Annotated in this window: 12 protein-coding genes; 2 read left to right on the top strand and 10 right to left on the bottom strand. The window is 74.4% G+C overall.

Features of this window, described 5'->3' with window-relative positions:
- Positions 1-85: 85 nt before the first annotated feature.
- From QP089_RS09610 to QP089_RS09590, 5 genes are all read right to left on the bottom strand, one after another.
- Positions 86-1,318, bottom strand: coding sequence for an alpha/beta hydrolase (locus QP089_RS09610; RefSeq protein WP_285911064.1), 1,233 nt, complete (start codon positions 1,316-1,318; stop codon positions 86-88).
- Complete coding sequence (locus tag QP089_RS09605) at positions 1,315-2,457, bottom strand: alpha/beta hydrolase (protein ID WP_285911063.1); 1,143 nt, start codon at positions 2,455-2,457, stop codon at positions 1,315-1,317. The genes QP089_RS09610 and QP089_RS09605 overlap by 4 nt, the downstream gene beginning before the upstream one ends.
- Before the next feature lie 250 nt (positions 2,458-2,707).
- Positions 2,708-3,703, bottom strand: coding sequence for a cytochrome P450 (locus QP089_RS09600; protein ID WP_285911062.1), 996 nt, complete (start codon positions 3,701-3,703; stop codon positions 2,708-2,710).
- Positions 3,704-3,822: 119 nt separating this feature from the next.
- Positions 3,823-4,467 carry a response regulator gene (locus QP089_RS09595; protein ID WP_285911061.1) on the bottom strand — a complete coding sequence of 215 codons (645 nt, stop codon included), beginning with the start codon at positions 4,465-4,467 and terminating at the stop codon, positions 3,823-3,825.
- Positions 4,464-5,321 (bottom strand): sensor histidine kinase, encoded by an 858-nt coding sequence (locus tag QP089_RS09590; protein WP_285911060.1) that lies wholly within the window; start codon positions 5,319-5,321, stop codon positions 4,464-4,466. The genes QP089_RS09595 and QP089_RS09590 overlap by 4 nt, the downstream gene beginning before the upstream one ends.
- Before the next feature lie 695 nt (positions 5,322-6,016).
- Here QP089_RS09590 and QP089_RS09585 point away from each other — a divergent pair.
- Both QP089_RS09585 and QP089_RS09580 read left to right on the top strand, forming a co-directional pair.
- Positions 6,017-7,192, top strand: coding sequence for a Rieske (2Fe-2S) protein (locus QP089_RS09585; RefSeq protein WP_285911059.1), 1,176 nt, complete (start codon positions 6,017-6,019; stop codon positions 7,190-7,192).
- Positions 7,193-7,315: 123 nt separating this feature from the next.
- Entirely contained in the window at positions 7,316-7,525 is a 210-nt protein-coding gene (locus QP089_RS09580; protein ID WP_285911058.1) for a hypothetical protein, read from the top strand.
- A gap of 27 nt (positions 7,526-7,552) precedes the next feature.
- Here the strand turns inward: QP089_RS09580 and QP089_RS09575 are convergent, their stop codons facing one another.
- Genes QP089_RS09575 through QP089_RS09555 form a run of 5 tightly spaced genes read right to left on the bottom strand, consistent with a single transcriptional unit; the run spans position 7,553 to position 13,256 of the window.
- Entirely contained in the window at positions 7,553-8,479 is a 927-nt protein-coding gene (locus QP089_RS09575; protein WP_285911057.1) for a hypothetical protein, read from the bottom strand.
- 25 nt (positions 8,480-8,504) lie between these two features.
- Complete coding sequence (locus QP089_RS09570; RefSeq protein WP_285911056.1) at positions 8,505-9,281, bottom strand: sugar transferase; 777 nt, start codon at positions 9,279-9,281, stop codon at positions 8,505-8,507.
- A 2-nt stretch (positions 9,282-9,283) separates the two neighbouring features.
- A complete protein-coding gene (locus QP089_RS09565) occupies positions 9,284-10,648 on the bottom strand; it encodes a lipopolysaccharide biosynthesis protein (RefSeq protein ID WP_285911055.1) in 1,365 nt (454 codons plus the stop codon).
- Positions 10,645-12,039: an O-antigen ligase family protein gene (locus QP089_RS09560; RefSeq protein WP_285911054.1), complete on the bottom strand. Its 1,395-nt coding sequence runs from the start codon at positions 12,037-12,039 to the stop codon at positions 10,645-10,647. The genes QP089_RS09565 and QP089_RS09560 overlap by 4 nt, the downstream gene beginning before the upstream one ends.
- A complete protein-coding gene (locus QP089_RS09555) occupies positions 12,036-13,256 on the bottom strand; it encodes a glycosyltransferase (protein WP_285911053.1) in 1,221 nt (406 codons plus the stop codon). Before QP089_RS09555 ends, QP089_RS09560 begins: the two co-directional genes overlap by 4 nt.
- Positions 13,257-13,259 lie beyond the last annotated feature (3 nt).

The following is a 13,259-nucleotide window of genomic DNA, read 5'->3' as shown; positions in this document are numbered from 1 at the left end:
CGCGGCGGCACGTCGGCCGGCGGGAGGCAGCGCGCCTACTCCTCGGGAGGTAGCCGGCCGCCCGCGAAGGACCGGGACATACCTCTCATTCGCCTCTCACATGGGCGCTGAGCCACTCCAGTACGGCCGGCAGGTCGTGGCGCCACCCCGCCAGCGTCGCAGGCGCACCGGGCACCAGGACCTTGTCCACGCGCATCGGCGGTCGGGCGAGCGCCGCGAACCGCGCGGCGGTCTGGGCATCCGGCCCGGTCGCCCCTGCGGCGGCCAGCACCGCGACGGGCGGCGGCGGGAGGTGCCCGAGCCGCCACATCAGGTCGTCGTCGAGCCGGCGGGCCTCGCTGCCGCCGTAGGGATCGCCCGGCGCCTCGTCCGGCCCGCCGGCGCGGGGCTTGATCCTGACGACCGTCCGGGCGCCGCCGCCGGGGCCGTCCGCGGGCAGCCCGAACCGGCCGTTCAGGGACGCGGCGGCGGCGAACCGGTCGGAGTGCAGCATCGCCAGCCGCGCGGCGCACTGCCCGCTCGCCGCGAACCCCGCCACGCCCCAGCCCGCCCGCGTCCGCGGCAGCCGGTAGGCGGTGGACAGCGCGAGCGGCAGGTCCTGGGAGAGGAACGTCTCGGCCTGCCCGCCGGCGACGCCCGGGAGGTCCAGGCAGCCCGCCGGGCGCACCCCGCGCGGCTGCCGGGCGGGGACGAGCCCGCGCACCGACCGCACCATCGCGTAGATCATCGGCTGCGCGTGGCCGGCCCCGGTGGCCGTGCCGGCCGCCTCGGGCAGCCCCGCCTGCCGCAGCCACGCCGTCCCGGTGTCGGACGGGCCGCCCGAGATGAGCACGACGACCGGCAGCCGCCGGCTCGCGTACGCGGGCCGGAAGTACTCCGGCGGCAGGTAGACGTACGCCTGCGCGTCCAGCCCGCTGCGCACGCCCTCGACGTCGAGCCGGTCGACCCGCCCGTCCTCGGCCGGGTCGCGGTGGTGGCCGCGCCGGTGCGGACCCAGCGCCGTCGTGACGCGGTGCACCGGACCCGAGGCCGCCGTCTCCACGCCGCGGCTCGGCTGCACCTGCCGCACCTTCGCGTTCGTGGTGCTGCCGCCGAGCAGGTCGTCCCACGTCGCGTAGAACACGAAGTACCGGTTGACCAGCAGCACGACCGATGCCGTCAGCAGCGCCTGCGCGCCCAGCAGCAGGCCCGCCCGGGCCGCCACCGGCCGGACGCCGCGTCCGGCGAACCGCGGCCACAGCACCACGGCGGCGACGAGGCAGGCGGCGGCCGGCGCGCACACCAGGACGAGGAAGCCCGCGCTGATCGGCTGCATCATTCCCCCCTCAGGCGGGCGCTCAGCCACGCGATCGACGGCGGGATGTACTTGCGGAACGTCTTGAAGTTGTGGCCGCCGGTCGGCAGCAGCAGCTTGTCCACGACCAGCGGCGGCCGGGCCGCGGCCATGAACCGCTGCGCCGACGGGAAGGTCTTCTCGCCGACGTCCGCCGAGGCCACCAGCACCGACACCGGCGGCTGCGGCAGGTTCCGCAGCCGCCAGACCAGGTCGTTGCTCCGCCGGATCTCCCTGCTGCCCCCGTACAGCTCGCGGGTCGTGCGGTCGAGCAGCGCGTCGAAGTGCCCGGCCATGCTCGCGGCGGCCGAGAACCGGTCGGAGTGCAGCAGCAGCAGCTTGGCCGCGCAGAACCCGCCGGTCGAGTAACCGGCCAGGCCCCAGCCGGTGCGGGCGAGGGCCGTCCGATACGCGCCGGAGACCGCCTCGGGCACGTCCTGGGCGAAGAACGTCTCGACCTGGGGGCCGCCGGGCACGTCGGCGCACTCGGTGTCCCAGCCCTCCTCGACGGTCGGCCGCATCATCACGTAGATCATCGGCTGGATCCGGCCCGCCGCCTGCGCCTTGGCGACGTCCTCGGGGATGTGCCCCTTGTCGATCCACACCATCCGGTCGGCGGCCGGGTAGCCCGCGATCAGCAGCACGACGGGGAAGCGGCGCGCAGCGTAGGCGGGCTGGAAGTACTGCGGCGGGAGGTAGACGTAGGCCTCGGCGGAGATCCCGGTGCGGATGCCCCGGATGTCGAGGTGCTCGACCTGGCCGGTCCGCGCGGCCGCGCGCCCGCCCTTGCCGCCCGGGTCGAGGTCGGCCCGCACCTTCCGGACGGCCTGGCTGGCGGCCACCGCCCCGGACGCGGCCGGCGGCGGATGCGGCGCCTGCGTCGAGTCGCCGCCCGCCGCGCTCAGCAGATCCCGCCACGATCCGTAGAACAGGTAGTAGGCGTTCACCGCGGCCAGCAGCGTCAGCAGGACGGCGAGCTGGCAGCCCGCCAGCAGCAGCACGCGGCTCGCGGTGGCCCGGACCCCGGCGCCGGCGGCGCGCGGCCACGCCCACACGGTCCCGCCCAGGCACAACAGCGTGACCAGCGACAGTACGGCGAGCAGGTCCGCACTCGTCAGCCCCACGACCAGCCCCCTCTGGTGGCGCGCCCGCGGACGCGCGACGGGTGACCCCGCCGGTGTACGGCGGGGTCCCGGCGAAAGTTCAGCGATCGGTCCCGGTCCGTGGACCGTTCCGGCGCGGCCGCCGGACGGGCGCGGACCGGCCGGTCACGGGGACGGGCGGCGGTCCGGGGCCGTTTCGGGAGTCGCTCGGACGGCGGCGGAGCGACGCCGCGATCCGGTGAGATGGCGCACAGTGCGCACGGGCCCGCTCTCAGCCGTTCCAGCGGATCGGGAGCCGCTCGAAACCGTGACGGGCGCTGGACCGCGACATTACCGGTTCGCCCGCCGGTTGCGCGAGCGCCGGCCGCTCCAGCAGCGCGACCAGGAACGCCCGCAGGTGCACCCGGGCCAGGCGCGCGCCCAGGCAGGCGCGCCGGCCGGCGCCGAAGCACAGGTGCGGCCGGGCGCCCTGCGCGAACCGGTCGGGCACGAACCGGCCGGGATCGTCGAACACCTCCGCGTCGTGGTTGGCCGACACCAGCCACAGCGCCACCTGCTCGCCGGCCAGCAGCGGCACGCCGCCCACCTCCGTCGCCCGCCGCACCTGCCGCCGCACGTGCAGCACCGGCGTCCACCAGCGCAGCATCTCCTCCACCGCGCTGTCGATCAGCCGCTCGTCCGCGCGTCCCGCGCGCAGCGCCGCGTACCGGTCCGGATGGCGCAGCAGCGCGTACAGGCCGCCGGCGAGGGTGTTGCGCAGCGTCTCCGGCACGTCGTACGCCACCTGCCGGACGAAGTCGACCGCCTCGCCCGGCGGGATCCGGTCGAGCATCGCGGCCATCGGGGGGTCCATGTCGATAGGAGCACGGTCGATCGGAGCACGGTCGGTCGGCACGCGGTCGATCGGCGCGCGGCCCGGCTCGTCGTCCTGCGGAGCGTCGGGATCGCCGCGGCCCCGCCCCGTCCACGCGGGCGGGCCGCCGCGCCGGGCGGGACAGCCGTGCTCCTCGTGCGTCAGGGGGCCGTGCAGGATCCCGTCGTCCTCCGGCAGGAACAGCTGGGGATGCAGGAGCGCGTGCCGGACGTCGGCGTACCGCAGCACGGCCCACGCGCCCGGATGCTCCGCCGCGTCCCCGTCCTGCCACACCACCGGTGTCCGGGACCGCAGCCGGTCGAGCCGGTCGTGCGGGACGCCCCGGGCGAAGGCGTCCGGGCAGCCGAGGGCCGCCGCGTCCGAGACGGGCAGCGCGCCTCCCCGTCGAGGCATGGGAACCCCTCCTTCTCAGGGGGACGCTAACGCCTCCCGGCCGCATTCCGGGTGTCCGGATTCGGCCGCCCCGCGCCGCCGCGGCGCCCGGCCCGCTCGCCCGGCCCGCTCCCGCGCCGTCAACCGGCCAGCCACTCCCCGGTCTCGACACTGACCAGGCCGTGCCTGGCCGCCTCGATCACCGCCTCGCGCTGCGAGTGCACGCCGAGCTTGCTCAGCACGCTCTGCACGTGGCTGCGCGCGGTGCTGCGCGTCACGCCCATCGCCTTGGCCAGCGCCTGGGTCGACTCGCCGCGCGCGAGCCGGGTCAGCACCTCCCGCTCGCGCGGGGTGAGGAACCGCGCGACCCGCTGCGCCTGGCTGCGCGGCCGGACGGCGACCCGCGCGACCTGGTCGACGACGACCTCGCCCGCCGCGACGCGGCGCAGCACGGTGAGGATGTCGCCGGCCTGCTGGCCCTTGTGCGCGAACCCGCGCACGCCCGCCGCGACGCCCGCCTCCAGCACGTGCTGCTCCAGGAACCCGGTCAGCACCACGAAGCGCGTGGCCGGGGCGGCGGCGCGCAGCCGGGGCATCCAGTCCAGCGCGGTGCCGGACGGGAACTGCAGGTCGATCAGGCAGACGTCGGCCTGCCGGCCGCGCAGCACCGGCAGCGCCTGCTCGGGGGAGTAGGCGACGCCGACCACCACGTGCCCGGCGTCCGATAGCACCAGCGACAGCGAGTCGGCGAAGACCGCGTGGTCGTCGCAGATGATGACCCTCATGGATGCGGCCGCCAGTCGTCGGCGTGTGCGTCGGCGGGCGCGCCGTCCCGTACGGCGCCGGACGCGTGCGTCGGCGCCGGCTCGCGCGGCGGCGGCGCCGACGGCAGCAGCATGCGCACCCGGGCCCCGCCCATCTCGCAGGTGCGGATCTCCAGGCTGCCGCCGTAGCCGGAGATGAGGTCGTGCACGATGCCGAGGCCGAGCGAGGCCAGCCCGCGCCGAGCCCCGGCCGGGCGCCGGACGGCACCGGACCGCGCGCCGCCCTGCGGGGCGCCGTGCACGGGCGCCCCGGCGGCGGGCGATGCGCCGGTGCCGAACCCGGGGCCGTCGTCGTCGACCTCGATCACCACCCAGCCCTGGTCGGCCTCCACCCGGACGTCGACGCGGCCCTCGGCGACGCGGCAGGCGTTGTCGAGCACGTTGCGGACGGCCCGCCACAGCGCGACCGGGTCCATGTGCGCCCACGCCTCGCCGCCGCGGAAGCCGACCTCGTGCGGGGCGGCGAGCCGCATGCCGGTCACGACCTCGGCGGTCAGCTCGTCCACCCGGATCCGCTCCGGGCTCGGCAGCGGCTGGTCGTCGTCGTCCTCGTCGAGCCGGCGGAGCAGGTGGTCGAGCCAGCGGGTCTCGCCGAGCAGCTGCTCGATCCGCGCGCGGCTGCCGTCGCCGACGTCCTCGGCCACCACGACCGCCGACGCCAGCATGATGATCGTGCCGAGCTCGTGCCGGATGTCGTGCCGCAGCCGCCGCTTCCACAGGGCGTGCTCGCCGGCCGTCTCCGGCACGGCCGGCGGATCCGGCCGCACGGCCTCCCGCACGTCCTCCCGCGCGGGTGCGGCGGCGAGCGTCCCCACGCCCGCGCCGCCTCCCGGGGAGGATCGTGACCGCCCGTTGATCATGAATGGACCCCCGTCCTATTTACCAGCACCGCCTTCGACGGTCACCCCGCGTGCCCGGTCGTGTCCAGTCAATTGACCGCAACAGACCGGTGCCTGACCGGAAGTGGACATGCGCGGATCCGGGTAAACTCGGGTCTTTCTTCGAGCGTCTAAGTCAGGATTGTCAGTTCGGCTTGTGGCATTTTCTTCATGCCTACGGCGTAGCCGCTTTGCGCATTGCGGCGGGTGCGCCCGCGAGGCCGGCGAGAGACCCTCGCAGCATGCCGACGGTCACATTTACCGGACACGCGGGGGTGTCGGTGCACGCCCGGGCGTTCCACCTGCTCGCAGACCCGTGGCTCGCTCCAACGGGGGCCTTTATCGGGGCCTGGCACCAGTACCCCAGAAACGATCACCTCGACCTCGATCGGTTGCTCGACGCGGACTGGGTCGCCGTCTCGCACGAGCACCTTGATCATTTCGACCCCTGGGTCATCGGCCGGCTTCCGGAGCGGACCCGGATCCTCATTCCGCGCTATCCGGGCCCGGCGTTCCGGGAACGGATGGCGGAGGCCGCGGGTTCCCGCCAGGTAATCGAGATAGCGCCCTGGGAGAAATTCCCGCTCGACAATCGGGGCTCCTGGATAACGGTCATTCCGGAACTATCGCCGATGTGCCATGACGCGGCCTTTCTCGTCGTCGCGGACGGGCGCGGGATCCTGCACTGCAACGACGCCCGGCTCACCGCCGCGCAGGCCCGCCGCGCCAAGCACCTGGCGGGCGGCCGGCTCGACCTGATGGCGCTGCAGACCTCCGGCGCGTCCTGGCATCCGATCTGCTACGAGTACCCGCCCGAGGAGATGGCCAGGGTCTCGATGGACAAGCGGACCTCCAAGCTGCGCGCCGCGCAGCGGCTCGTCCGGCAGACCGCCCCCGAGCTCGCCGTCCCGTTCGCCGGGCCGCCGTGCTTCCTGGACGGCGAGGTCGACCGCCTCAACTGGGTGCTCGGCCAGCGGGACGGGGCGTTCTGCGACCCCGAGGTCTCCACCCGGTGGCTGCGCGAGCACCTGCCCGGCCAGCGCTGGGACTGCTTCAAGCCCGGCGACACCGTCGACCTGGACACCGGCGAGGTCGTCCGCGACCCCGTCTCGGCGGAGTTCTCCTTCGCCGACGACGAGCGCCCGGCCTACCTCAAGCAGTACGCCGAGGACCGCAAGGAGCTGATCGAGGGCGTCCTCGCCGAGTACCCGGAGCCGGGCCCGGACCTGTACGACCGGTTCGTCGCCCACTTCGAGCACCTCGGCTCGCTCAGCGACTACTTCCTGCGGCAGATCGCGATGCTCGTCCGGTTCGAGATCACCGGGCCGAACGGCGGCGTCTGGGACGTGGACTTCTCCCCGGACGGGCTGACCGCCGGGCCGGCGTCCCCCGGCGCCCGCCCGCACTACCGGATCACCACCGCCGGCCGCTGGCTGGACTCGGTGCTGGCCGGCCGGATGGCCTGGGAGGACCTGCTCATCTCCTTCCGGCTCAGCCTCTACCGCGACCCGGACGTCTACAACGACTACCTGGTGGGGCTGCTCAAACACGCGAACGCGCCCGCGCTGCGCGCCGTCGAGGAGTACGAGACGGGCCGCGACGAGAGCGAGCGGATCACCGTGGAGTGGGCCGGCGGGAGCTACGACATCCCGCGCTACTGCCCGCACGCCGGCGAGGACCTGTCGGTCGGCGCGGTCATCCGCGAGGGGCAGGTGCACTGCCTGGCGCACAACTTCGCGTTCGACCTGGCCACCGGCGCGTGCGTCAACGCGCGCGCCGCGAACCTGACCAGCCGCCGCGTCTGCTGAGCCGAACCAGCGAGGCTCTCCTGAGGCCCGGGCCGGACACGTCGACAGGGGGCGTGTCCGGGCCGGGCGTTGCGCGTTTTGTGTTAAGTTTCTGGTGGTTAATGGGGGGTTGAAGAGGTGCGCGTGAAACGCGGGACCTGGGCGGCTTTCAGGGACGGACTGAACCGCCGGCTCGAGGGCAGGAAACCGAACCGGGTGCAGCTGGGCCTGATGGCCGTGGTGTTCGTGCTGCTCGTCGCCGGGATGGAGGTCCTGGCGCTGAAGACCGGGTCGTTCAGCCTGCCGCTGCCGTCGGACGGGCACCCGGCGGTCGCCGACCACAGCGGGCGGTGACCGGGCCCTCGCGTTCGCGGGGTGGGCTCACCTGCCGGTGTTGCGGGTCTTCATGATGCTCTGCAGGTCGGGATGGTCGCCGCCGGACGCGTCCGCCAGCGACGGGCACGCCCATTCGGACTGGTGGCCCCACGAGTAGGAGATCTCCAGCCGGGGACGCGGCGCGAGCTTGTCCCAGCGGGCGAGGATCCTGCGGAACTGGGCCTGCGTCGGCAGCCAGTACTGCTTGTCGCCCTTGGAGCAGCCCTGCCCGAACGTCTGCAGGACGGGCGCGACCTTCGCGCGCGGGATGCCGGCGTCGTCGGCCAGCCGCACCATCCGGTCGATCGCCCCGATGTTGCACGACTCCTGCACGTCCGCGGAGCCCTTGCAGGGGTAGGGGTCGAGGCCGTAGAGGTCGACGCCGACCCGCTTCGGCGCGAGCTGCTTCATAGGCCAGTCGGTCAGCGAGATGAACGAGACCTGGCCCGGCGCGTTCTGCCGGATGTAGTCGGCGCGGCGCCGGATCTCCCCGGCGATCTTCGGGCAGCGCCCGGTGTCCGGCTCGTCCGACAGGTACCACCCGTACACCTTCGGGTCGCGCCCGTACCGCTGCACGGCCCGCGTGAACTCGCCGTAGTCCAGGTCGAAGGAGCCGCAGGTGAAGTTGCCGACCCACAGCAGCGCCTGCATCCCGTCCGGGACGCCCGCGACGAGCGCGTCCTCCGGCTTGGCGTCGACGAGGTCGTAGCCGAGCCGCTTCAGCGCCGGGTAGTCCGACGGCTGGGTGTTGAGCGCGATGCGGCGGGTCTGGCCGGGCGGGGCGGCGGGCGAGCCGGGCGTCGCGGGCGGGCCGCTGTACGGCTCGTCCGCGCTCGACGACGACCGGTGCTGCAGGTAGAGGAGGAACCCGGCCACCAGCACCACCGCGGCCGCGACGGCCGAGACCTTGAACCGGACGTCCCCGATGTCCATGTCTCCCTCTCCCCGGTCGGGGTCTCTACGCCGCGGAGCCGGGCTCCTCGGCGGCGGGCGTGCGGGCGGCGGTGTCCGCCGCCGGGCCGCCGGCCCTGCCGGCGGCCTCCTCGACGGTCCCGTCCGCCCTCACCTGGAGCGGCGGGATCGTGAATCCGAGGATGTGCCGGACGGTGTCCCACAGCGCCCGCAGCGTCTGCCGCATCGACGGGTCGCGCAGGTAGACCGCGTCCACCGCGACCCGCGCCGGGACGATCCGCTCGATGTAGTTGACGAGGTCGACCTCCTCGCCGGGGCCGAGCACGTCGAAGTCGCGGAACCGGACCTCCGACACCCCGGTCAGCCCCGGCCGGTGGTCGAAGATCCACCGCGAGTGCGCGTCGTAGTGCACCGCGAGGTCGTAGGTCTCCGGGCGCGGCCCGACCAGCGTCATCTGCCCGCGCAGCACGTTCACCAGCTGCGGCAGCTCGTCCAGCGACCACTGCCGCAGCAGCTTGCCGATCCGGGTGAGCCGCGGGTCGCAGTTGGCGGTGACGGTGAGCCCGCCGACGCCCTGGCGCATCGTCCGGAACTTGTACATGGTGAACGGCCGGCCGCCCTGCCCGACGCGGGTCTGCCGGAACACCCCGGGGCCCGGGCTGGACAGCCGGACCAGCAGGTAGACGAGCACCAGCGGGACGCTGAGCAGCACCAGCCCCGCGAGCGCCCCGGCGATGTCCAGCGCGCGGCGCGCCGCCGACGGCGCGACGCCGTCGGACGGGTCGACGGGCCGGGTCGCGAGTTCGGTGTGGTCCTCGGACATGGTCACCCCTTGCTGTGCGGAGCAGGGTCTTCGGCCGCGGGCGCGGCGGGTGCGGCGGGTGCGGGGCCGGGTTCGCGGGCGGCGGTCTTGCGGACGTGCTGGAACCAGGCCAGCAGCGCCGCGGTGGTGGCGACGAACGAGACCGACGTGGCGATCGCCGCGCCGACGGCGCCGTGCCGGGGGATCAGGATCGCGCCGGCCACCACGACGACGACCAGCCCGATGCCCTGCCCGGTGGACGCGGCGCCCGGCCGCCCGACCCCGTACAGGTACGCCATGATCAGCCCGGTGACGCCGAACGTGACGACGCCGGCGAGCCGGATGTAGGTGGGCACGACCGCGTCGTCGAACACGTCCCCGAAGATCCACGGCAGCGCGGTCCCGGCGACGAGCGCGAGCGGGACCGCGGCGAGCACGGACACCCCGAGCGCGGGCAGGATGAGGCGCGCGGTGCGCCGGGTCGCCCTGCCCCGGTCCTCCTTGGCGAAGTCGGGGTAGAGCACGTAGTTCACGGCGAGGCCGGGCAGCTGTACCAGCTCGGCGAACTTGCTCGCGACCGTGTACACGCCGAGCACCTTCGGGCCGGCGAGCGCGCCGAGCAGCGCCATGTCGAACCGCAGTTGCAGCAGGTCGATGAGCTGCCCGACGTAGCCGCGCACCCCGTATCCGGCGATCGTGCGGCCGAGGCGCCGGTCGGCCCGTCCCCAGCCGCGGAAGAACCCGCGGGTCGCCAGGCGCCGCGCGATCCACGCCGCCGCCGCGACGTCGGCGAGCACCAGCCCGGTGATCAGCGCGCCGGGCCCGTACCAGCCGGTCAGCAGCACCAGGTAGATCGGCACGAACACGAACTCCTCGACCGCGATGGCGAGGCTCGCGCCGGGCTGGTCGTCGGTGCCCTGCAGCAGGCCCTTGCCGACCGACACGAACCCCTGCGTGAACGACGGCGCCGCCGCGGCGACCGTGATCCAGATCCCGAACGACTTGAAGAACACCAGGTAGAACAGCGGGCTGAGAGCGAGCCAGCCGGCCCCGCCGAGCACCGCGCCGATGACGGTCAGCCACGCCAGCGTGGGCCGCACCCGGCTCTGGTCGTAGGAGTCGCGGGCCAGGAAGTAGGGCGCGGCGCCGGGCAGCCCGGCGCTGGACAGCTGGCACAGCAGCCCCGGCAGGATCCGCACGAGCGTGAACGCGCCGACGAGCTTCGGCCCGCCGATCCGCGCGACCAGGATCGTCGCGACGCCGAGCGACGCGAGCGCGCCGACGCGCCCGGCCATGTTCCCGGCGACGAGCGCGAGAAGCCGCCGCCGCAGCCTTCCGGCGTCCGCTTCGGCGGCCGGGACCGTCGTCGGCTGCTGGGTGTCGGTCATCGGGCTCCCTCCGGGGCGGGGCCGTCCGGGGTCGCGGGGGGTCCTCCGGCTGGGGAGGCGCGTCTTCCGAAGAGGTCGAGGGCGGCGACCAGGCCGAAGAACGCCCAGCCGTGCCGGTAGTGCAGGGTCTGGTAGAACAGCGCGGACACCAGGAACACCGCGAGGAGCGCGCCGAACATCTCCGGGCGCGGGACGAGCGCCGCGTACTCGGCGGTCAGCGCGCCCCGGCGCGCGATCCGCACGCACCGCCGGATCAGCACGAACAGCAGCGTGATCAGCGCGACCCCGCCGAGGAACCCGCGTTCCAGCACCGCGGCGATGTAGTCGTTGTGCGCCTCGCGGACGTACCCGTACTGCCGCGCGAGCATCTGCGGCCGGGTCTGGTTGGGGCCGATGCCCCACGGCCGCGTCTGCTCCTCCAGCATCTGGAGGGTCGCGGCGTTGACGGAGCTGCGCGACTCGGTGCTCTCCCCGGTGGTGCGGCCGATGGAGTCGCGGAGCACCGGGGACATCTGGCTGGCCCGGTCGAGGTAGGGCTGGATGTTCACGAGGGTGACCACCGCGACACCGGTGCCGGCGATGAGGAACGCCAGCGTGCCGACGGCGAGCGCGTGATGCGCCTTGCCCTCGCGGACCAGCCGGAACAGGTGGCCGAGCAGCAGCGCGACGCACAGGGCGAGGAGCCCGCCGTTGGAGCCGGTCAGCCCCTCGGCGACGAGGACGACGGCGCAGACCGTCCAGCGGTGCCACCGCTTGTGCGGGTACCGGGTCGCGCGGACGATGAAGAGGATGCAGATGAACCAGTTGGAGGCGTAGTTCGCGTCGCCGAAGGTGAACATCGCGCGCTCGCCGTCGAGCTGCTTGCCGGACATCGCCTCGATGCCGAGGATCATCCCGAGGATCTCGACGACCGCGTAGAACGTCCCGATCACCACGAACGAGCGCAGCGCCAGCCGCAGCATCTTCGGGTCGCGGCCGAGGTTGGCGATGCACACCGCCCACATCAGCACGAACAGGTCCTTGACCAGGGTGAGCGTGCCGGCCTGGTTGACGACCGCGGCGATCCCCCCGGCGATGATCGTCATCAGGGTGGGGACCAGGAACGGCCAGCGCACCGGCAGCCCCCGGGTGCCCGCCCACAGCAGCGTCACGGCGGACAGGCCGATGAGCGCGAGGTCGGGCAGCCCGGTGTTGCCGGGGCCCGGCGGCAGCCCGGCCGGCATCAGCATCGGCAGCGACGCGATGCCGAGCACCAGGGCGACCGACGTCAGCGGCCACCGCCGCCGCAGCGCCGGCGGCTCCGGCGGGGCGGCGGGCGGTGCTCCGGCCGGGGCGTCCCGGGGCGGGACGCCCCTGCGCGCCCCCGGCTGCGTCGGCATCAGTGCGGTCATGGGCGCTTGGAGCTTCCTCGGTAGGTCTCGTCCAGGACGGTCCCGAGATGCGCGGGGGAGAACCAGTCGCCCACCCGGGCGCGGGCCCGCTCGGCCATTCGCGCGGCGGCGGCCGGGTCGTCCAGCAGCGCGCCGATCGCGGTGGCCAGCTGCTCGGGGTCCTCCGGCCGGACGAGCATCCCGGTCTCGCCGGCGAGCACCAGGTCCTGGTTGGACGGGACGGCCGTGGCGACCAGCGGGATCCCCGCGCCGATCGCCTCGACCAGCACGCACGGCAGCCCCTCCCAGCGGGACGGCATCGCCATCAGGTCGAACGCGGGCAGCACGTCGGCGACGTCGTCGCGGTGGCCGAGCCAGCGCATCCGCTCGCCGATGCCGAGCCGGGCGGTCAGCTCGTCCAGCTCGTCGGCCATCGGGCCGCCGCCGACCCACAGCCCGAACACGTCGTCGGGCAGCCGCGCCAGCGCCTTGGCGAAGATCTCCGGGCCCTTCTGGAACGTCAGCCGCCCGATCGCGCCGACCACCTTCACCCCGAGCGGCAGGTCCAGGCGGCGGCGGGCCTGCGCGCGGGACCCGGTCGCGGTCGCGTAGGCGTCCACGTCCACCGCCGGCCACGACAGCCGGACCCGCTCCGGCGTGGCCAGCCCGAGGCGCAGCGCGGTCGTCACCGTCTCCGACCCGATCGCCAGGAACGCGTCGGTGCGCTTCGCGGCGATCCGCTCCAGCCGGATGTAGACGCCGCGCCGCGCCCACGACTGGAACTCGTTGAAGGGGAACCCGTGCCAGGTGTGCACGATCCGGGGAACGCCCGCGCGGGCCGCCGCGACCCGCCCGATCACGCCGCCCTTCGCGCTGTGGGTGTGGACGACGTCGTAGCGCCCCTCAGCGAGCACCCGCGTCAGCGTCTTCAGCGCGGCGAGGTCGTCGCGCGGCGAGATCTGCGGGACCAGCGGCCCGACCTGCACGATCTCCATCCCGGCGGCGTGCGCGCGCGGCGTCAGGTCGCCCGCCGCCGCGTTCGCCACCGCCTCGTCGCCGTACAGGACGGTGTCGCGGGACGCGCGGGCCCGGCTGTCCATGCCGACGCCGCCGGTGACGATCGCGCGCTCGTACGCGTCGTCCGGCAGCGCCAGCGCGCCGTTCAGCGCCACCTGGCCGGCACCGCCGTTGAACCGGGTGATCACCGTGGCGACTCGGAGCTTCCTGCTCGTACTCAACGC

The sequence above is a fragment of the Actinomadura opuntiae genome (assembly GCF_030283205.1).
Lineage (GTDB): Bacteria > Actinomycetota > Actinomycetes > Streptosporangiales > Streptosporangiaceae > Spirillospora.
This window is presented reverse-complemented; position numbering and strand designations above follow the sequence as displayed.